The sequence below is a fragment of the Actinopolymorpha alba DSM 45243 genome (assembly GCF_000373925.1).
GTDB lineage: Bacteria > Actinomycetota > Actinomycetes > Propionibacteriales > Actinopolymorphaceae > Actinopolymorpha > Actinopolymorpha alba.
Map to the genome: position 1 here is coordinate 79,689 of NZ_KB892757.1, position 18,778 is coordinate 98,466.

Sequence of the window (18,778 nt, forward strand, 5' to 3'; positions counted from 1 at the left end):
TCAGACCTTCCAGGGAACGTGGGGAAGTTCCTGAAGCGTGCCGGTGCCAGGTGTCGTGGGGGCGTGCACCAGTCCGTGGGCGTCCACGCAGGACTCCCGGACGACCGGGTTGGTCCAGACCAGGGACTCGTAGTAGGTGGTGTTCGGGATTGCCATGCAGAGGTTCCGGTGGGCCGCGCCCATACCGTGCACCTCGGCGCGCAGCCCGAACGACTCGGCGAGATGGGCGATCCGCAGCGCGCCGGTGACGCCGCCCTTCAGCATCGTCGAAACGCGGACGTACGTCGCGCAGCCGGATCCGGTGAAGTCGGCGGTGTTGAAGTGGGCGCCGTCGGAGGTCTCGGCGACCAGCAAGGGCACCTTGACGCGTTCGGAAAGCCAGCGGTAGGCGGTGATGCTGAACTCCCGCATGGGTTCCTCGTACCACCGGTAGCCGGCCTCGTCGAGGGCATGTCCGAGATAGATGGCGTCGGCCAGATCGAATCCGGCCGAGCCGTCGTACATCAGGTCGACGTCGGCACCCACGTGCTGGCGCAGCGCCACGCACAGCCGCGCGTCCCGCCGGGCGTCGCCCCAGGCATGCAGCTTCAGGGCGGGATAGCCGAGCTCGAGACACTGGTCGGCGATGTCGAGGTACTCCTCGATGGAGCCGAACGTCGTGGTGCTCGGTACGCCGGAATGGCGGAACGGAAGGACCCCAGCAGTTGGTGCAGCGGGAGTCCGGCGGCCTTTCCGGCGATGTCCCACAGCGCCTCGTCGACCAGGCCGAAGGTGTAGAGCGGAAACTCCTCGACCCGGTCAAGCTCCCACAACCGGTGCCAGAGAAACTCCCGTGCCAACGGGTCGGCGCCAAGAAGCTCGGCACGCAACCGCCGGTTGACAAGGTCCTCCAGAATCGCGCCACGACGGGTGTAGGCAATGCCGTCGATGCCTTCGTCCGTGCGGATCCGCAACACCCCGGCGGTGTGGGCGGGCTCGGAGCCGGGCAGGCCATCCCGCCAGGCAAACGGCGAGGCAACGGCGGGGACGTCGAGGAGATACGTCTCCACGGCATCGATCTTCATCGAACCTCCACGATGGTTGGTGCGAGCTTCTACGAGCGTGGCCGCAGTCGGTACGTCGTACCCCGCTCAGTGTCGAACTCCACCACAGTGGGTTCGGGTCGCACGACTTCGACCTGGCCGCCGGGGAGCTGGGCCGCCGGCCGGCACCTGGACGCTACGAGCGAGTGAGCAGGCCGTCAAGAGCTTAATCCGATGAAGGCCACACTTCGTCAGATGAAGTGATAGCCAGAGCAGGAACGCCCGCAGTAGGCTTTCGCAGGCGAGAAGGACCAGGTGACGTCCTCCGATCTCGCGGAGGGCGCACCTCGCGGAAAGGACGGTGGGCGAGTGGACAATCGTGCGTTTCCAGAGCGGTCCCGGCACAGCCAGGTCGTGCAGACGCTTGGCCGGCAGATCGTCCGCGGCGACCGCGAGACCGGTAGTCCACTGCCGATCGAGGATCGCCTCGTCACCGAGTTGGGCGTCGGACGGTCGGCGGTGCGCGAGGGCGTCAAGATCCTTGTGGGCAAGGGACTTCTCGAGACCCGCACGAGCGCGGGCACCCTGGTGCGGGCCCGGGACTCCTGGAGCCTCCTCGACCCCGACGTACTCCGCTGGCGGTTCGTCTCTGACCCGGAGCCACGCGACATCAAGATCCTGGCCGACCTTCGGGTGGCGCTCGAGCCGGGCGCGGCCCGGGTCGCAGCCGAGCGGGCCGATGCGGCCGCCAACCAACGCATCGCGGAGACCCTGGCGGCGCTCTACGCGACCACGGACGACCCGGATGCGTTCATCGAGGCCGACCTGGCTTTCCACCGGGCTGTCTTCGCGGCGAGCGACAACGACCTGTTGCTCTATCTCTACGAAGTGATCAGCATCGCGCTGCGTTCGGTACGCCAGGTCCACACTCGCGCCATCAAGCACAACAAGGAAACCCTCCCCAACCACGAACGCGTCGCCGTCGCCATCCGGCGTGGCCACCATCGCAAGGCGGAGGAGGCCATGCGGGAGGTGGTCGAGGTCGCCCGTGCCGACGCGGAGGACCAGATCCTGTGCTGCGGCCAGGCGCCGTCAACACCCACGAAGGAGTGAGGACGCGCATGAGTGCGCTGGCCTTCCTCGCCGGGGACGACGCGTCGTTCGTGACCGGCCAGTGCATCGAGGTCAACGGAGGGTGGGTAATGGCGTGAGGCTGCATGGGCGCGACGTCGCGAGGGACGAGCGCACCAGGTCCGCGGTGCGCTCGCCGCGCGTGAGGACGGCTCCCTTCGCTGGCTCGCGCCCGGGGAATCGCGGGCCTACCACACCGCCTTCCGCGTGGGAACGCTCGACTAGCCACCGCTCATCAGGTGGTTCTCCCAGGCCCAGGCGGCGATCCCGACCCGGTTGCGGACCCCCAGCTTGGCCTGGATGCCTGACAAGTGGCTCTTGACAGTGCTCAGGGAGATGAACAACTCGGCGGCGATCTCCTGGTTGGTGAGGCCGCGGCCGATCGCCCGGACGACCTCCGTCTCGCGTTCGGACAGCGGACTCGGTGTGCGGGCGGTCGGGGCACCGGTGGTCGAGAGGTGGCGGAGCAGCCGGACGGTCACCGACGGCGAGATCAACGCGTCGCCGGCGTGGGCGGCCCTGACCGCCTCGACCAACAGTGTGGGACCCGCGTCCTTGAGGATGAACCCGACCGCTCCGCCGCGCAGGGCGCCGTAGACATACTCGTCAAGGTCGAAGGTGGTGACGACGACCACGCGGAGTGGGTCGGGTACGCCGGGACCGGCCAGGGCGCGGGTCACCTCGAGCCCGTCGAGGCGGGGCATCCGGATGTCGACCAGGCACACGTCAGGACGGAGTTGACGGGCCAGGGCGACGGCGTCCGCTCCGTCAGCCGCCTCCGCGACCACCCGGATGTCGGGTTGGTCCTCGAGGATGAGCCGTAGCCCGCTCCTGACCATCGCCTGGTCGTCGGCCAGCAGGACCCTGATGGTCATCGGGCGCCTCCCCGTGCCGGCAGCGGAAGGGTGGCGCGTACGGACCATCCGGGCCCGGGCTCCCGGCCCGTGACCAGCGTCCCGCCGAGAGCCTCGACGCGCTCGCGCATCCCGACCAGGCCGTACCCACCCCGGCGGGGGTATCGGCTGGGGCCCGGTGCTGGAGCGTCGTCGGTGACCTCGACGGTGACGCTCTCGCGGTCCTGAGCGACGCGCACCCTGACTGCGTGGGCCTGCCCGGCATGGCGGGAGATGTTGGTCAGCGACTCCTGGACGACCCGGTAGACGGTGCTCGTCACCTCCGGCGGCCAGGTGGGTTCGCCGGCGGGGAGTTCGAGGCGGACGGCCGGACCCTGGCCGGCGAAGCGGTCGACGAGGGCGCTGAGTTGTTCGGTGCCCGACCCGGCGGGGGCCGCGTCTTCGGTGTCCCGCAGCAGGCCGACCACGCGGCGCATCGCCGCCAGCGCGTCGGAGCCGGCCCCCTCGATGTCCGCGAGGGAGCCGTCGACGCGCTCCGGGTACTTGCGGGCGACGAGCCGGGCGGCCTGGGCCGCCACCACGATGCCGGTGACGTGATGGGCCACGACGTCGTGCAGCTCCCGCGCGAGTACCAAGCGTTCGGAACGGCGCACCTTCGCAGCGACTGCCACGCGGCGGGCGTCGAGCCGCCGCAGGCCCAGCCCGAGGGCGACGCCGGTCAGCCAGGTCACGGCGTTCATGGTGGGAATGACGCCGGACGACATGGGAAGCGCCGCGAGGGTAGCCCCGACCACCACCGCGAGACCTCCGCCCGCGACCGCGACAGCCGAGCGCGCCGGGAGTGTCCTGAGCGCCGAGCCGACGAGCACGGACAGGGCGAGGGCCATCGCCGGGCCGGGCTCGCGGGGGAGGTGGGCGTACCACGCGGCGAGGATGGTGATCGCCCCCACCGCGAAGCCCGCGGCCGCCGCCCAGAGGAGGTGGCGCCGGCGTACCAGCGCGATGGCACACACCACCGTGCCGGCCACGAAGCCGAACGGCCAGTACGTTCCGTCCCAACTCGTGGCGATCGCGACAGCCGTGACGGCGAGCGCGCCGGCGAACGCCGCGGCGAGCACGCCTGTGACGACCGCTTCGCCGGCGATCGCGCGCCGTCCGGCCCACCAGTCCCGCATCTTCACGTGGCTCAGGTTACGAGATACCCGCCAGGCGTCGAACCGGCCGAAAGTACGGTCGCGGCCGGCCCGAACCATGCCTTCGACCGATGCTCGTGCTGGGACGTGCTTCCCAGGATGGGGCACATGCCATCTCATACGTACCGTTCACGCATCGCCGCGCTCGACGTCCTGCGCGGGTTCGCGCTGTGCGGGATCCTGCTGGCCAACGTCCAGCCGATCGCGAACGCCGGCCGAACCATCGTGCGGGCTGCGTCAGAGACCAACGCGCCGTGGATGGGGTTGCTGGTCTACCAGCGCTTCTTCCCGATCTTCTCGCTGCTGTTCGGGATCGGCTTCTCGCTGTTGCTGGACTCCGCCACGTCCCGCGTCGCCCGGCCCCGGCTGCTCCTGCTGCGGCGCCTTCTGGTGCTGCTCGGGATGGGGGTGGCGCACTTCCTTCTCCTGTGGCAGGGCGACATTCTGGCCGCGTACGCGGTGGTCGGACTCGTGGTGCTGCTGCCCTCGACCTGGCTGCCGCGCTGGGCGGTGGCCGGCCTCGCCGCCGCGTTCCTCGCCCTGTCGTTGATCACCGCTGGCGGCCACCTGACGCTGGTCCCCGGGTTGTTCCTGCTCGGGTCGGCACTGACGAGGTACGGCGTGATCAGCCGGATCGACCGCTCCACCTGGGTGCCGGCCCTGCTGGCGGTGGTCTTCGTGGCCGTGGCAGCGCCCTTCCTGGTGTGGCAGAGCGGGTCGGATCAGCCGCGTGCGTCCGCCATCGCCGGGTTGCTGCTCGCCGGAGCGTACGTAAGTCTGCTGCTGGTCCTGCTCAGGACGCCGCTCCGGCCCGCGCTGCGGGCTGTCTTCGCGCCGCTGGGCACGATGGGGTTGACGAACTACCTGACCGCGTCACTGCTGGTGCGAGTGATCGCTCCGACCATCGGCGGGCCTCCGGAGACCTGGCCCGTGACGACGGTGCTCCTGATCGCTGGCGGCATCCTCACCGCGCAGTGGGTGTGGTCCACCCTGTGGCTGCGCCGCTACCACCAGGGCCCGCTCGAATGGCTCTGGCGCTGGGCGACCTGGATGCGCCGTCCGCCGCTGCGCCGCCTGCCGGTCGAAGATCCGCAACGTCTGCCACACGACGAAGCAGGCCAGCACGCTCCCGCCGAAGAAGACGAACAGCCCCGGCAGGCGGGCGAACACGGCGGACAACGACACCGCGGCCAGCACGACGAACGCCGTACGGAACGGGTGCGAGAGTCCCACTAACGCCGCCGTCATGATCTGTTGACGCCAGGGCAGGTCGAGGTGGACGTACACCGGGAACAGATAGATCAGCGTCATGCAGTAGACACCCGACAGTGCCAACGACAGGACCAGCAGGGTCAGGGCCAGCGGCCCGGACTGCCCCAGGAAGAAGTTGACGTCCACGAAGAGCACGTAACCGGCGAGCACCAGACCCAGCCCGAGCGCGTTGGCCCTGAAGAACTCCGTGCGGTACGCCGTCCGGAATCTGCGGAACGCCGAATCGCCCTCGTCGCCAGCCGTCCTCATCCAGAACCTGGCTACATCGAACATCGCGACGGTCGCCGGAAAGAAGCCGAACACCAGCCCGCCGAGCAGGCAGCCGCCGAGCCACCACAGGTTGAGCAGGGCAAGCCGGTAAACCCACTGGCACGCCTCGTGGAACCCGCCCACCCACCCCCTCGGCTTCATCGTCACCGCTCCTTCCCCGCTCATCCCTTGAGCGCGCCGATCGTGATGCCCTTGGTGAAGTAGCGCTGGGCAAACGGATAGAAGAACAGGATCGGGACGATCGCCAGGATCATCGTGGCGGCCTGGATGTTCTGGGGGAGGATCTGGTGCCCGTGCAGGGTGAGGTTCTCCAGCGACGTGGAGTGGGGGTCCTGGTTGATCAGCAGGTTGTACAACACCAGCTGGATCGGCTGGAGGCTCTTGTCCTGCAGGTAGATCAACGGGATCAGGAAGGAGTTCCAGATGGTGACGGCATAGAAGATGCCGGTCGTCGCCAGCACCGGGACGGCCAACGGCAGGTAGATCTTCCACATGATCTGGAAGTCGTTGGCGCCGTCGATCGACGCGGACTCCTCCAGCTCATCGGGAATCGACTCGAGATAGGCGCGGGTCACGATGAGGAGGAAGGTGCTGATCGCTCCCGGCAGGATCATCACCCAGCGGGAGTTCACCAGACCCAACCGGTCGTTGATGATGTAGTTGGGAATGATGCCGGCCTCGAAGATCCACGAGGCGAGGAACGCCATCATGATGAAGTGCCGGCCCCGGAACTTCTTACGGGACAGCACGTAGGCCGTGCAGTAGGTCAGAATCACCGCGACGAACGTCCCGACAACCGTGTAGAACACGGAGTTCAGCACTCCCTGCACGATGCCAAGGCGCGGATTGGTGAAGATGTAACGGTAGGTCTCGAAGTTGAGGCCCTTGGGCAGGAGATACACCTGACTCGAGGCCACGTAGGGTCCGTCGCTGACCGACACGCTGGCGATGTAGATGAAGGGATAGATACACGCCACCGCGATCAGGAGCAGGATGGCGCCGTTGACGATGTTGAACGCCTCGGGCCGCCTTCTGATCTTCGTTGTCGTACCCATCAGAAAAGCCTCGAATCTGAGAACTTCTTGGCTGCCCTGTTAGCGCCGACCACCATCACCAGTGCGAGCACAGCCTGAATGAGGCCCACGGCGGCTCCGTAGCTGTAGTTGGGGAACCCATGGGGAGCGAAGGCCTGCCGGTAGACGTAGGTCTGGATGACGTCGGCGGTTTCGTACACACTCGGGCCGTACATCAACAACACCTTGTCGAGGTCGACCGAGAGAATCTGGCCGATGTTCAGGATGAACATCACGATCATCATGTTGGAGATCGACGGCAGGGTGATGTTCCACATCTTCTTCCAGCGACCCGCGCCGTCGATCTCGGCGGCCTCGTAGAGTGCCGGGTCGATGGTGGTCATCGCGGCGATGTAGATGATCGTGCCGTAGCCGAAGGTCTGCCAGACGTTGATCAGCACGTACAACGGTCTGAACCACCCAGGCTCGGCCATGAAGAAGATCGGCTTGATCCCGAAGAAGCCGAGTGCTTCGTTGACCAGACCACCCTGGGGCGAGACGAGGGTGTAGAGGATGCTCACGACCACGGCGGAGGAGACGAAGTACGGCAGGAAGCTGAAGGTCTGGACAGACTTCCTGACGTAGCGGTTCCTGACCTCGTTCAGGAAGAGCGCGAAGATGATCGGCGCCGGAAAGCTGAAGAGCAACGTGAAGAACGCCAGCAGCAGCGTGTTCGCCAACAGATGCGGGATCGCCGGATCGTGAAGGAACTTCGTGAACTGCTCGAAGCCGACCCACTGGCTGCCGAAGACGCCCTGGAACGGACTGAAGTTCTGGAACGCGATGACGAGGCCACCCAACGGCGCCCACTTGAAGATCACCAGGTGGAGCAGGCCGGGCAGGAGGATGAGATACAGCAGGTAGTTCTTCCGGAGCGTTCTCCAGAACCTCTGCCGCATGCTCAGCTTGTTGGTGAGCGCCTGCGCCGGCCCGCCCACGTCGGCGGTGGTGGTCCTCTGAATGGTGTCCATAGGTCGTCAAGCACCTGTCGCCTATTTCCCCATGGCGTCGTACGCCGCCTGGTCGAGCTCGGTGATCTTTGTGACGCCCTTCTTGTCCGCCTCGCTCAAGAAGGTGCTCCACTGCGCCATGGGCCGTTTGCCGGTGACGAACTTCACCACCTCGGCGTCGATGAATGGGCTCACGGCCGCGTCGAGGGCGCTGCGCTCCTCCAGTTGCTGGGGTGTGTACCGCAGGACTGGGTTCACCTCGAGGTAGTTGTTGAAGTACTCCGTCGCGAACGACTTGGTGAGCTTGTCCATCCACTGGTAGTAGGTCGCGTTGTCGACCGGTGCGGGGAAGGTGAGCCGGTCCTGCAGGAAGTTCCACACCGGCGTGCCCAACGGCTGGTTGCCCTCGCGCTCGAAACTCACGGCGTAGGCATTCTTGCCGCCCTCGACCTTGTACGACGTGCCCTCGACACCCCAGTGCATCAGGGTCTGGCCCTTGTCGGAGAACGTGAAGTCCATGAACTTGATGACGTCGGCGGCCTTCTTCGACTTGGCGCTGATGACGAGGTACTGGTCGACGTTGTAGCGCTTGGCCGCCGGCACCTTCAGCTGCGTACCATCGGTGTCCTGGAAGGCTGGCAGGACGGCCATCGCGAACTTCGGGTCGTTCTTCGGTCCGCCGTTCTGCATGAACCACGAGGGCCTTGTGAAGAAGTCGGTGGAGACCGTGCCCCTCCCGGTCAGCATCTTGGTCTGCCAGGACTCCTCGGTGGCCGTGCCCGCGACCCATTCCGGATCGATGAGGCCTTCGGCGTACAACGTCCGATACCACTCGACCATGGCCCTGAAGCCCGGCGAGTGGATGTCGAGTCCGCCGCCGCTTTCGTAGATGCCGTGGATCTTGCCGTTCTCGATTCCGTCCTGGGCCTTGAAGGCGTACCCCAGATTGAGGAGGTTCTCCCGACCGAGATACGGGAAGTAGTTCTTGGTGCCGCGGTAGGCGGCCTTCAGTTTCCGTAGGGCGTCGGTGAACTCCGCGATGGTGCGCGGCGGTGTGTTGATTCCGGCCTTCTCGAACATGTCGGCCCGATAGAAGGTCACCGGGCAGATCTTGGGATACTCCGCGACCAGGCCGTAGATCTTGCCGTCCGGTGTGGAGATCAGGCCTTCGTAGTCGGGGTTGTCAGCGATGTACTTCTTGATGTGCGGCGCGTTCTGCTCGATGAGCGGCTTGAGGTCGACGAAGGCGCCCTGAGGGCCGTAGACGAAAACCTGCGACATCGTGGCGATCGCGGCGTCCTGGATTCCGCCGGAGGTCAGCTTGAGATCGACCTGCTGGGCATAGCGATCTCTCGGGCCGCCATCGATCAGGTCGATCTTGGCGTTCGCCGCCTTCGTCAGTGCGGGATACCACTTGTTGTCGTTGAGCCACGCGTAAAAGGCGTCGGGGAGGAGGTAGGAGAACGACAAGGTGCCGTTGCTCCCGCCCGCGCTGCCGGACGTTCCGGATGTGCCACATCCAGCCGCGAGCATAAGTCCGAAGCTGCCGGCCAGAAAGCTGCGCCTGCGCACGAGATTCGGCTGGTTCATGATTGTCCTTCGGGGGATGGCAGTGATAAATGGTCGCCCTGTGGCGTCAGCCCCGTGCGAGAGAGAGGTGCGTACGAGCGGCTTGCTCGAGGTGGGTCAGGTCGGAGGCGACACTGGCGAAGGTGAATCCTTCGGCGAGCCGCTTCGCCGCGGCTTCTCCGTTCAGTGTGTGGATGCCGGCGGCCACGTTGGCCGACCGGGCCGCGTCGCGAATTGTGTGCAGAGCCGCCTCGAACTCATCGGCCACGGACGGATCACCTGGAAAGGCGCCGCCGACGGCCAGCGAGAGGTCTGAGGGACCGACGTACACACCGTCGAGTCCCGGGGTTTGACAGATGGCCTCGACGTTGGCCAGTCCTTGCGATGTCTCGATCATGGCGAACACCAGGGTGCTGGCGTTCGCTTCGTCCGGACGGGGTCCGATCCGCAACGATGCGCGCATCGGACCATACGAGCGCACCCCGAACGGTGGGTATCGGGTCGCACTCACGGCGGCGGCCGCTTCGGCCGCGGTGTTGATCAACGGGACGATGACCCCGCCCGCGCCGGCATCCAGTGCTCGGCCGATCGGTGTCGGGTCGTTGGACTCCACCCGTACCAGGCCCACGGACTGTGCCCCGGCGTCGATCGAGAGGAGGTTGGTGAGAATTCCTGAATAGCCGAGGAGACCGTGTTGCCCATCGAGGGCGACGTAGTCGTAGCCCAGCCGGCCGATGCGTTCGGTCGCGATGGGCGCGTCGAGGACGACCCAGTAGCCGATCGCCTTCTCGCGACGGCGGATCCGGGCGGCGAAGTCGGCGGCGATCGTCATGATTGGCTACTCCACATCGGGCTGGTACGGAGGTACGGATCAGCGGTTGTAGGCGGGCATCGGGCCGCGAAGGGTGGCACCCACGTCGTCGCAGGCGGCCACGACGTCAGCTGGCAGTGGACCTTCGGCGGCGGCGGAAAGGTTCGCTCGCAGGTGTGCGACGTTCGATCCGCCGAGCAGGACCGCACCCGCGCCCGGCTTACTGAGAAGCCATCGCAGGGCAAGTGCCGGCAGGGGGATCCCGGCCGCACCCGCGACCTGGGCCAGCGACCGCACGGCTCCGAACAGCTCCGGAGTCCAGTACCGCCGCTTGTACGTCTCCGCCACTCTGGAGTCGCCGAAGCGCCCCGAGGTGGGGTGATCTTCGTACGTATGAAGACCGGTGAGCAGGCCGCCGGCCAGCGGGTTGTAGACCATGGTCAGGATTCCCGAGACCTGCGCGAACTCGAGGTACTCGTCCTCGATGCGACGGGCCACCAGGTTGTAGAGCTGCTGCGCGACGACCGGGCGGGGCATCGAGAGGTCGTCCGCGAGGTGGTTGATCTCCGCGATCTGCCAGGCCGCGAAGTTGGAGACCCCGAGCGCCTTGACCAGACCCTTGTCGACGAACTCCGCGATCGTGGAAAGGGTCTCTGTCAACGGAGTGGAGCGGTCTGGCTGGTGAAGGTAGTACACGTCCACACTGTCGACGCCGAGCCGGCGCAGGCTGCCTTCGAGGCTCGCCCGCAGACCCTGGGCGGACAACGGCGCATGCGCACCCGCGTCCGGATGCGGGATGCCCGCCTTGGTGGCCAGGACGACCTGGTCCCGGCGCGGTCCCAGAAGCTCCTTCAGCATCGTCTCGGCGGCCCCGCCGGCATAGCCGTTCGCGGTGTCGATGCCAGTGATCCCCGCGTCGAGTGCCGCGTCCAGCATGCTCGCGGCCTCGGCGGTGCCGGCCGTGTCGCCGAAGGTCATGGTGCCCAGCACCAGGCGCGACAGCGGCGTCGAGACGCCGGGCAGGGTGATGGTCTCCGTCATCCAAACCACCGGGCCGCGCGATCGTGGTCGAGGGCACCGTCATAGGCGACGGTCCGCAGGGCGACGGTCCAGACCTCGCCCTGGCGAAGGTGAACGGGCGCCAGATGCGTGGGATTGAACATCGCCATGCCGTAGTCCCGGCAGAACCACGGCCCGGTCAGGTCGTCGGCCGCGGTGTTGGCCAGCGCCTTCAGGCAGACGCCATACCTCCCGACAGAGGGGACATCGGCTTCGTACGCCACGTAGTCACAGGACCGACCGTTGACGACGTCCTCCGCGCTTCCTGAGCGGCGTTCGCCCTTCTCCACCGCGATGACCTGGCCGCCGAGCACCGGAAGCAGCTGTGGTTGGACGCGTACGCCGATCACGCCGTGCTTGGTCCGGCTGAACTCCACGTCGGCGTAGCTGGCCCGCTTCGACGTGGTGAGGTCGACCACGGTGGCGTCCTGGACCGATCGGACGTCGATGACCCGCACCTCGTCGAACATCGGCTGGAGTTCCTCGTCGCACCACGTGGTTTCGTAGGTGAAACGGAATCCGTCGGCCAGTTGCTCGACCACCGGATCCTCGTATCTCAGCAGACCGATCCTGGAGAAGATGTAGTTGTCCGGTGCCCGCCAGTCTGGCTGGAACGCCCAGAACTGCGCCTCGCGGCCACCGGCGTTCACAAGTCCCTGGCCCACGAAAATGCTGCGGTGGAAGGGATGATCGAACGCCGACTCCTGGGTCACGCCGATCCCGTGCGGGGTGTTGACCGGAAAGACCCACGCGCGCTGGTGGTCGTTCCCGACCCCGGCCAGCAGCCGTCCCGTCGACCGCTCGACGACGAGCCGGGCCGTGCCACCGGCGGCTCGGCGAAGCTCGTAGGGCTCACCATTCACGGCTTTCTTCCCTTCTGGAGAAGGCGGACGCGTAGCGCTGGTCCCCGGCGACGTCGATCCGCATACCGGACTCGGCCGACCTCATCGCGCCGTCGATGAGACTCAGCACCCGAAGGTTGCGACGGCCACTGAACGGCGGCTCGGGTCCGCCAGTCAGGTAGGCGTACCACGCGTCAAGGTAGGGTTGCCATGGCCCCTGCACGGGCAGGTCCTCGTCGATCTGGATTGGCTCGAAGGCCCCCAACCGGTCCGCGAACTCGTACGCCATCGTGTCGACCGACATGTGGAGCCCGCGACAGCGCAGCACACCCTTCGTGCCCTCGAACCGGACGTCGTACATCGGCGCCTGGGCGCAGAACCCACCGTGATAAACGATGTGGACGCGGTTATCGACCTCGATGAGGGCGTTCACCATGCCTGCCCCGGCGTACGGCGACCAGGTGGGGTTGTATTCCTGGCACGACACTGACGTCGGCATCGGCTCACCGAGCACCGAGAACAGCGAGTCGAAGTGGTGGCAGGAGGCTTCGTACAACGCAGGATGGATCATCCGGGCGAGGTTCGCGGGCTCGGGTCTGGGCTTGCTGTTCTGGAAGAACACCGCCTCGACGTCGCCGAGCCGACCCGACTCGACGAATCTGCGTACCGCCTGATAGTGGCGGTTGAATCGCAGTTGTTGGACGACGCTGAGGGTCACCCCGCGCTCCTCGGCGAGGTCCACCAGAGCGACCGCGTCCTTCCATTCGGCCGTCATCGGCTTGGCCACCAGCGCGTCCAGCCCGGCTTCGATGGCCGCCCTGGCCTGCGGATAGTGCAGCTCCGCTGGGGTGTTGACGAGTACGGCGTCAACCTGGGCCTGCGCGAGTGCTTCGTCCAGGTCGGTGAACGTCGCGATACCGGGAGCGAGGCGCTCGAGGTCGTCCAACGCGTTCTGGCGTACGTCGACCGCGGCAACGACCTCGAGCCAGGGCTTGGCCCGCAACTCCGGCAGCATGGACCGGGTGATTCCGCCCGCCCCGACGATCGCAAGGCGGACTTGACGCTGGGCGTTCATCGCGTTCATTGCTTCGGCTCCCTTCCGGACTTACGGGAGACCCGTCCTTCGGCCGCGAGCAACCGGCCGAAGCCTCTGACTGGTTCGCCGACACCGACAGCCCGCAGGGCGTTCCAGAGGGCCGCCTGGTTACTGCTGACCACCTCCAGGCCGGTGTCCCATTCGAGTGCCTCGAGAACCTCGAAGGTCCTGGTGTTGCCGCACGACAGCAGCAGGGTGTCGGCGTCCGGTGCCTCCGCCGCGACCTCGCGACCGAGCCGGTAGAAGACGTGGGGTTCCTCGGCACCGAACTCCGCGCTGCGCGTCTTCGCAAGACCTCGGGCCGCCACGACCTCGAAACCCTCGCCGCGAAGATACCCAGCGAGTTCGGCGTTCTGGGCTTGCGTGTAAGGGCTGGCGAGCGCCACCCGACGGGCGCCGACGGCACGAAGCCCCGCCACCATCGAGCCCAGCACCGTGAGGCCCGGAACTCCGGTGGCGGCCTCGATCCGATGCCGGATCTCCTCCTCGCGACCCAGGGCGGCCAGCGTGCTGCACTGCACGATTACCTCGGCTCCGGCCGAGGCGACCTCGGCGGCGGCGCGCTCGAGTTCGGTCAGCATCCGGTCGTGGCTGCTCCGGTCGTTGGTGACCATCGAATACCGGCTGCCGACGAACGCGACTCCCGCTGGCGCGGCTTGTCGCCACTCCTCCTGGCCGACGGTCGCCGGCGAAGGGTTGACGTGGCCGATGCGTGCTCTCCAGCCGTACATCACGACTCCTTCTCGACGACCTGATTACGCAGGACCCCGACACCGCTGATCCGTGCCTCCACCACGTCACCGGGCTGGAGGAACTCCGGCGGTGTGCGGGTGTAACCCACGCCGTCAGGTGTGCCCGTCGCGATGACGTCGCCCGGCTCGAGCGTCATGCCGAGCGAGAGGTGGGCGATGATGTCGTGGACGGGAAAGATCATCTGGCTGGTCTCGCCGTCCTGCTTGACCACGTCGTTGACGGCGAGGCTGAGCCGGAGTGACTGGTCGGGGGCGATCTCGTCGGCGGTGACGATCCACGGGCCCATCGGGCAGGTGCCGTCGATGCTCTTGCCGCGAAAGAACTGCCCGCCGTGCCGTCGCTGCAGGTCGCGTACCGAAACGTCGTTGATGATGGTGTAGCCGAAGATGTGGGATCGCGCCTGCTCGGCAGGGATGTCGCGGCCACCCTGACCGATGACGACGCCCAGCTCGACCTCCCAGTCCCAGTCGACGGAGACCCGGCTGTCACGTGGAATCGGCGCACCGGGGCCGATGACGGTGGTCGGTGCCTTGCTGAAGAACACCGGCCAGTCGGGGCGCTTGGCTTCCTCGCCCCGATAGCCCGCACCTTCTTGGACGTGGCGGAAGTAGTTGAGGCCGACGGCGAAGACGTTCTTGCGCGGTCGCGGAATGGGCGCGAGCAGCGTGGCCTCGCCGAGGGGAAGGCAGGGGAGGGAACCACCGTCCACCGCGAGGATTTCCCGCAGCCGGTCGAGAAGCGGGGTGCCGCCTTCGATCAACTCGACCATATCGGCCGGGATCTCCGGGTGCCGGCTGACAATCCTGACGTCGTCCCGCTCGACCACTCCGATGTGTCGCTCGCCGCCGATGGCAACAGTAGCCAGTCGCATGCTCGTCACTCCGTCCCGGAGAGTTGGTTCTCGGACAGGGGAACCCGCTCCTCGAAGGTCTGGAGAATCGAGAACGGAAGGTCGTAGGTGTAGAAGCTCCGGATATAGAGATTGGATATTCCGGAGGCCTCCAGCGCCCGAATTCGCGCGCGAATCTCCTCGCCGGTGCCGATGATGGTGAACGTCTCGCAGTACTCCTCGAGCACGTCGTCAGGAACCCACTCCGTCTTCTCGATCGCCTCGTCCCAGTCCTCGGCGTGCAGGAGGTCGGGGTAGACGCTGTGGATGGTGAAGCCGTCGGGGATCGTGACACCGAAGTCGCGTTCGGTCCCCTGATAGCGCAGGGCATAGAGAGCGGCGTACGGCTGTGCCTGTTTCTTGGCCCACGCGGGGTCGTCGGTGACCTGGACATAGACGCCGCAGGCGACGTCGACGTCATCGAGAGTGCGCCCGGCTCGTTTGGCTCCGATTTCGATGTTTCCGAGTCCGAATTCGAGGGCCTCGGGAGAGATACCGGTGACCATGATCGCGCCGTCGGCGATTTCACCGGCCAGCTGCAACATCCGCTTGCGGGACGCGCCAATGTAAACCGGAATGGGTCGCGACGACGCGGCGCGCATCCGGAATCGCCGACCGTCCTGCTCGATCCATTGCTCTGCCCACAGGGCCCGCATGAGTTCGATCGCCGCGCGAATCTGGGCGAGCGTGGCGGTCCGGTGGCCCAAGGTGGTGACGGCGCTCTCGCCGCTGCCGATGCCGACGATGAGGCGGTCGTCGCTGAGTTCGGCCAACGTGTGTGCGGCCGAGGCGCTGACCGTTGGAAATCTGCTCAGGGGATTCGTGACGTTCGGGCCGAGGAAGACCCGGGAGGTACGCGCCGCGATGACTGCCAACGTCGCCCAGACGTCGCGGTGGAGGAGCTGGCTGTCCGGCACCCAGATGCCGTCGAAGCCCGCGCGTTCCGCCCGTTCGCAGAAGTCCGCGACCTCCGAGGCCGGAGCGCAGGCGGGTACCCGAAGTCCACAACGCATGCCCATGTCACCTTCGATGGAGAGGAGGGGCTCCGAGCCTGTTCGAGAACAGGCTCTTACCTCGTTCTGGCAGGCAACGGTAGGGCCCGCGTTACGGCGGTGTCAACGGTTGTTCTGCTATCAACCGGGGTGCAACAGATCGTTTATTCTTCGGCGGCGGCCAGCTGCGCGATGAGCCCCTCACTGAGGTACTCGTCATGCAGGGCCTGCTCGATCTCCTTGGTCCGCGCGGGGTTGCGGCTCGCGATGGCGGCGGCCAGACACTCGACGGCCGCCAGCGAGGCGACCAGGGAGAACGCCATGGTCGCGCCCTGGGCGGGAGCGAAGATCGAGTAGTCCGCCAGCTTCGCCTGCGGGCTGGAAGCCGAGCCGGAGATCGCGACCGTCACCGCACCGCGTTCCTTGGCCGCCTGAAGGCTTGCCACCACGCCCCGGAACGTCAACCACCCGCCGATCGCGAGGACGACGTCCTCCTTGCCGAGGTCGTGGAACGCGATCACCCGGTCGACCGACGCGGTGGAAACCGCTTCACCAGAAAGGCCGACATGGCGGAGCAGGCGTACGAAGAAGGTGGCTGGAATGGAGGCCGCACCCTCGCTGCACACCAGGATCCGGCGGGCCCTGATGAGAACGTCGGCGATCGCGTCGAGGTCGGTGTCGGCGAGATTCTCGTAGGCGACCTTGAGATTGGCCAGGTGTTGGACGCGGGTCGCCTCGACTGCCTGGTTGGGCGTATCCCAGGCCTCTTCGGGATCGCGGGGAGCCTGGAGGCCGGCATGGTGCAGATAGGCGCGGCGTACCGCCGCCTGCAACGCCTGGTAGCCACTGAAGTCCAGCGTCTTGGCGAATCGCACGATGGTGGCGACGTTGACCTGAGCGAGCTTGGCGACCTCGCGGATCGATCCGAACGCGACCATCTCCGGGTTGGCAAGAATCGCCTCCGCAAGCTGTTGTTGCTTGCGGGGCAGCTCCGACAGGCGCGCCCAGATGTCACTGAAGGGAGCGGTTTCCAGGAGTCCGCTGTTGGAGAAGGTCTTCCTCTTCGCGTCTCCCGCGGCTCCGGTGGTGCGCCGTCGTCGTTCGGCCATCGAGTTCTCCGTCTCAGCTGTCGGCCCGCGCTGCCTGGATGGCAGCCGCGGCGTCGGCGGCTGCCTGCGCGACATTCTGGCCTGGCAACAGCGGTTGGTGCACGGTGAACCAGCCGTCATAACCCGACGTGCGGAGCGTGCTCAGAACATCGACGAGACTGATGCCGTCCGGATCGTCGATCGGCGCGTACCGGAAACGTACGTCCGGATTCGTCGGCACCCCCAGAGGGCCGTCGGGCGTGAGGACAGCGTTGGAGTAGTACGCGTTCACCAGGAACGGCGCGAGCCGCTCGATGGCGGGTTTCCATTCCTGGCCGCACAACAGCAGGTTGGCTGGCTCGTAGGTGATCCCGAACGCCTCCGGCCGGTCGATCTCGGCGAGGGTGTCGAGCGCCGCCTCGACGGTCTCGAAGAGCGTGCCCCAGTGAAGCTGGTGGGCGAGCACCAGGCCGCGGCGGGCGGCCCGCTCCGCGGCACGGCGGGCGTACGGGATGTCGGCGGGGGAGCGGAGCGCCACCCGGATCAGCCGGGCTCCCAGTGTCTCGGCGAGGTTGAGGTACGGGTCGATGTCGCGGAGCATCGCGCTGGCCCGCTCGTCGTTGGCGGCGAGGTGGATGTCTCCGGTGATCATGGAGACCTCGAGTTGGCTGCTGACCACGGCCTCGCGGACGGCACGGACCTGCTCGGGTGGGGAGTCGACCGAGACGACGGAGGCGCGGAGGCAGACGCCGGCGTACCCCTGCTCGCGGGCGATCGCGGCCAGAGCGGGGAACGAGGTCACGATTTCGGTCTTGTCCCGCGGAGATTCCGCGATCCGGACCGACAGCGAGTACCGCATGCAGCCACTCCTGACCCTTGGAATCAGATGTTGCGTTTAGGTCGAGGAGCACACTATCGTTTCACTCCAGGTTTGCGCTAGGCAGGCCTTGACAGAGACAGGGCGAAGTCGCCGGGCGGATCCGTCCACCAGGCTTCGAGGGTGAGGCCGGCGGCGGCGAGTTCCTTCTCCACGCCGTCGGGCCGGAACTTCGCCGAGATCTCCGTCCGCATTTCCTCGCCCGCGGCGAAGTCGACGACGAGATCGAGCCCGTTGATCCGTGCGGACTGGTCCGTGGCCGATCGCAACCGCATCTCGATCCACTCCTGGTGAGGATCCCAGATCGCCACGTGCTCGAACGCCTCCGGCATGAAGTCGCCGTCGAGCGACTGGTTGATCACCCGGAGCACGTTGCGGTTGAAGTCCGCGGTGACCCGCGCGCTGTCGTCGTACGCCAGGACCAGCCGGTGCGGATCCTTCACGAGATCGGTGCCGAGCAGCAACCGATCGCCGTCGTGGAGGTTGGCCCGCAGCGCGGCGAGGAAGCGGGCCCGGGGTTCGGGCGGGAAGTTGCCGATCGTCCCGCCGAGGAACGCCACGAGACGGCTGCCTTCGGTGGGCAGGAGGTGAAGATGGCGTTCGAAGTCCGCGACCACCCCGTGCATGCGGACGCCGGGATAGTCGCGCAGAAGTGCCTCGAGCGCCCCGCGCAGCGCGCTCTCGCTCACGTCCACCGGCACGTAGCCATGGAGTCGCCCGGTGGCGCGCATCCCGTCCAGGAGCAGGCGGGTCTTGGTCGACGATCCCGACCCCAGCTCCAGCAGCGTGTCGGCGCCCGCGCGCCTGGCGATGTCGTCCGCGTACGCCGTCAGGATCGCGTGCTCCGCCCGGGTCGGGTAATACTCGGGCAGCCGGGTGATCCGCTCGAAGAGCTCACTACCCCGGGCATCGTAGAAGTACTTCGGTGGCAGGGCTTTCGGCATCTGCGACAACCCGTGGCGTACATCGCTGGCAAGGCTTGCCATCAGGTCGGCGTCGGTCAGGTAACGGCTCAGTCGGGGAACGGTGCTGCGCAT

Annotated in this window: 19 protein-coding genes and 1 pseudogene; 2 read left to right on the forward strand and 18 right to left on the reverse strand. The window is 66.9% G+C overall.

Features of this window, described 5'->3' with window-relative positions; translation table 11 throughout:
* A complete protein-coding gene (locus B141_RS50750; RefSeq protein ID WP_237742731.1) occupies positions 1-645 on the reverse strand; it encodes an enolase C-terminal domain-like protein in 645 nt (214 codons plus the stop codon).
* Positions 588-1,064: an enolase-like domain-containing protein gene (locus B141_RS50755; RefSeq protein WP_202805823.1), complete on the reverse strand. Its 477-nt coding sequence runs from the start codon at positions 1,062-1,064 to the stop codon at positions 588-590. Before B141_RS50755 ends, B141_RS50750 begins: the two co-directional genes overlap by 58 nt.
* 273 nt (positions 1,065-1,337) lie before the next feature.
* Here B141_RS50755 and B141_RS41345 point away from each other — a divergent pair, with 273 nt between their 5' ends.
* Complete coding sequence (locus tag B141_RS41345) at positions 1,338-2,135, forward strand: FadR/GntR family transcriptional regulator (RefSeq protein WP_084678363.1); 798 nt, start codon at positions 1,338-1,340, stop codon at positions 2,133-2,135.
* 239 nt (positions 2,136-2,374) lie between these two features.
* Here B141_RS41345 and B141_RS0117965 read toward each other — a convergent pair whose 3' ends face one another.
* Positions 2,375-3,028, reverse strand: coding sequence for a response regulator (locus B141_RS0117965; RefSeq protein WP_020576568.1), 654 nt, complete (start codon positions 3,026-3,028; stop codon positions 2,375-2,377).
* Positions 3,025-4,182, reverse strand: coding sequence for a sensor histidine kinase (locus B141_RS0117970; protein WP_157181109.1), 1,158 nt, complete (start codon positions 4,180-4,182; stop codon positions 3,025-3,027). Before B141_RS0117970 ends, B141_RS0117965 begins: the two co-directional genes overlap by 4 nt.
* 126 nt (positions 4,183-4,308) lie before the next feature.
* Here B141_RS0117970 and B141_RS41350 point away from each other — a divergent pair, with 126 nt between their 5' ends.
* Entirely contained in the window at positions 4,309-5,436 is a 1,128-nt protein-coding gene (locus B141_RS41350) for a DUF418 domain-containing protein (RefSeq protein ID WP_020576570.1), read from the forward strand.
* Between the two features lie 168 nt (positions 5,437-5,604).
* On the opposite strand, the pseudogene B141_RS52850 reads toward B141_RS41350, so the two are convergent.
* From B141_RS52850 to egtD, 14 genes and pseudogenes are all read right to left on the reverse strand, one after another.
* Positions 5,605-5,907, reverse strand: a pseudogene (locus tag B141_RS52850) (DUF624 domain-containing protein); the annotation flags it as partial.
* Positions 5,904-6,797 (reverse strand): carbohydrate ABC transporter permease, encoded by an 894-nt coding sequence (locus B141_RS0117980; protein ID WP_020576571.1) that lies wholly within the window; start codon positions 6,795-6,797, stop codon positions 5,904-5,906. The pseudogene B141_RS52850 and the gene B141_RS0117980, both read right to left, overlap by 4 nt.
* Positions 6,797-7,786, reverse strand: a complete 990-nt coding sequence (locus tag B141_RS0117985) for an ABC transporter permease (RefSeq protein ID WP_020576572.1) — start codon at positions 7,784-7,786, stop codon at positions 6,797-6,799. The genes B141_RS0117980 and B141_RS0117985 overlap by 1 nt, the downstream gene beginning before the upstream one ends.
* A gap of 21 nt (positions 7,787-7,807) precedes the next feature.
* The gene (locus B141_RS0117990; protein WP_020576573.1) at positions 7,808-9,355 is read right to left on the reverse strand and encodes an extracellular solute-binding protein; all 1,548 of its coding nucleotides are present in this window, start codon (positions 9,353-9,355) and stop codon (positions 7,808-7,810) included.
* A gap of 46 nt (positions 9,356-9,401) precedes the next feature.
* Complete coding sequence (locus tag B141_RS0117995) at positions 9,402-10,166, reverse strand: HpcH/HpaI aldolase family protein (protein ID WP_020576574.1); 765 nt, start codon at positions 10,164-10,166, stop codon at positions 9,402-9,404.
* A 39-nt stretch (positions 10,167-10,205) separates the two neighbouring features.
* Complete coding sequence (locus B141_RS0118000) at positions 10,206-11,186, reverse strand: aldo/keto reductase (protein WP_020576575.1); 981 nt, start codon at positions 11,184-11,186, stop codon at positions 10,206-10,208.
* A complete protein-coding gene (locus B141_RS0118005) occupies positions 11,183-12,067 on the reverse strand; it encodes a DUF6807 family protein (RefSeq protein ID WP_020576576.1) in 885 nt (294 codons plus the stop codon). Before B141_RS0118005 ends, B141_RS0118000 begins: the two co-directional genes overlap by 4 nt.
* Positions 12,057-13,130, reverse strand: coding sequence for a Gfo/Idh/MocA family protein (locus tag B141_RS0118010; protein WP_020576577.1), 1,074 nt, complete (start codon positions 13,128-13,130; stop codon positions 12,057-12,059). The genes B141_RS0118005 and B141_RS0118010 overlap by 11 nt, the downstream gene beginning before the upstream one ends.
* Complete coding sequence (locus B141_RS41355) at positions 13,127-13,873, reverse strand: maleate cis-trans isomerase family protein (RefSeq protein ID WP_020576578.1); 747 nt, start codon at positions 13,871-13,873, stop codon at positions 13,127-13,129. Before B141_RS41355 ends, B141_RS0118010 begins: the two co-directional genes overlap by 4 nt.
* A complete protein-coding gene (locus B141_RS0118020) occupies positions 13,873-14,766 on the reverse strand; it encodes a fumarylacetoacetate hydrolase family protein (RefSeq protein ID WP_020576579.1) in 894 nt (297 codons plus the stop codon). The genes B141_RS41355 and B141_RS0118020 overlap by 1 nt, the downstream gene beginning before the upstream one ends.
* Before the next feature lie 5 nt (positions 14,767-14,771).
* A complete protein-coding gene (locus B141_RS0118025; protein ID WP_157181094.1) occupies positions 14,772-15,797 on the reverse strand; it encodes an LLM class flavin-dependent oxidoreductase in 1,026 nt (341 codons plus the stop codon).
* A 143-nt stretch (positions 15,798-15,940) separates the two neighbouring features.
* Entirely contained in the window at positions 15,941-16,885 is a 945-nt protein-coding gene (locus tag B141_RS0118030; RefSeq protein WP_020576581.1) for a MurR/RpiR family transcriptional regulator, read from the reverse strand.
* A 13-nt stretch (positions 16,886-16,898) separates the two neighbouring features.
* Complete coding sequence (locus B141_RS41360) at positions 16,899-17,723, reverse strand: sugar phosphate isomerase/epimerase family protein (RefSeq protein WP_020576582.1); 825 nt, start codon at positions 17,721-17,723, stop codon at positions 16,899-16,901.
* Between the two features lie 77 nt (positions 17,724-17,800).
* Complete coding sequence (gene egtD, locus B141_RS0118040; RefSeq protein WP_020576583.1) at positions 17,801-18,778, reverse strand: L-histidine N(alpha)-methyltransferase; 978 nt, start codon at positions 18,776-18,778, stop codon at positions 17,801-17,803.

Bases quoted from the DNA above. Each gene is read 5' to 3' on its own strand.
- B141_RS41355 (WP_020576578.1), bottom strand. From the start codon at position 13,873: ATGTACGGCTGGAGAGCACGCATCGGCCACGTCAACCCTTCGCCGGCG.
- B141_RS0118010 (WP_020576577.1), bottom strand. From the start codon at position 13,130: ATGAACGCGATGAACGCCCAGCGTCAAGTCCGCCTTGCGATCGTCGGG.
- B141_RS0117965 (WP_020576568.1), bottom strand. From the start codon at position 3,028: ATGACCATCAGGGTCCTGCTGGCCGACGACCAGGCGATGGTCAGGAGC.
- B141_RS0118000 (WP_020576575.1), bottom strand. From the start codon at position 11,186: ATGACGGAGACCATCACCCTGCCCGGCGTCTCGACGCCGCTGTCGCGC.
- B141_RS41360 (WP_020576582.1), bottom strand. From the start codon at position 17,723: ATGCGGTACTCGCTGTCGGTCCGGATCGCGGAATCTCCGCGGGACAAG.
- B141_RS0118030 (WP_020576581.1), bottom strand. From the start codon at position 16,885: ATGGCCGAACGACGACGGCGCACCACCGGAGCCGCGGGAGACGCGAAG.
- B141_RS0117970 (WP_157181109.1), bottom strand. From the start codon at position 4,182: ATGCGGGACTGGTGGGCCGGACGGCGCGCGATCGCCGGCGAAGCGGTC.
- B141_RS0118025 (WP_157181094.1), bottom strand. From the start codon at position 15,797: ATGCGTTGTGGACTTCGGGTACCCGCCTGCGCTCCGGCCTCGGAGGTC.
- B141_RS0117985 (WP_020576572.1), bottom strand. From the start codon at position 7,786: ATGGACACCATTCAGAGGACCACCACCGCCGACGTGGGCGGGCCGGCG.
- B141_RS0117980 (WP_020576571.1), bottom strand. From the start codon at position 6,797: ATGGGTACGACAACGAAGATCAGAAGGCGGCCCGAGGCGTTCAACATC.
- B141_RS41350 (WP_020576570.1), top strand. From the start codon at position 4,309: ATGCCATCTCATACGTACCGTTCACGCATCGCCGCGCTCGACGTCCTG.
- B141_RS0118020 (WP_020576579.1), bottom strand. From the start codon at position 14,766: ATGCGACTGGCTACTGTTGCCATCGGCGGCGAGCGACACATCGGAGTG.
- B141_RS0117995 (WP_020576574.1), bottom strand. From the start codon at position 10,166: ATGACGATCGCCGCCGACTTCGCCGCCCGGATCCGCCGTCGCGAGAAG.
- B141_RS50755 (WP_202805823.1), bottom strand. From the start codon at position 1,064: ATGAAGATCGATGCCGTGGAGACGTATCTCCTCGACGTCCCCGCCGTT.
- B141_RS0117990 (WP_020576573.1), bottom strand. From the start codon at position 9,355: ATGAACCAGCCGAATCTCGTGCGCAGGCGCAGCTTTCTGGCCGGCAGC.
- egtD (WP_020576583.1), bottom strand. From the start codon at position 18,778: ATGCGCAGCACCGTTCCCCGACTGAGCCGTTACCTGACCGACGCCGAC.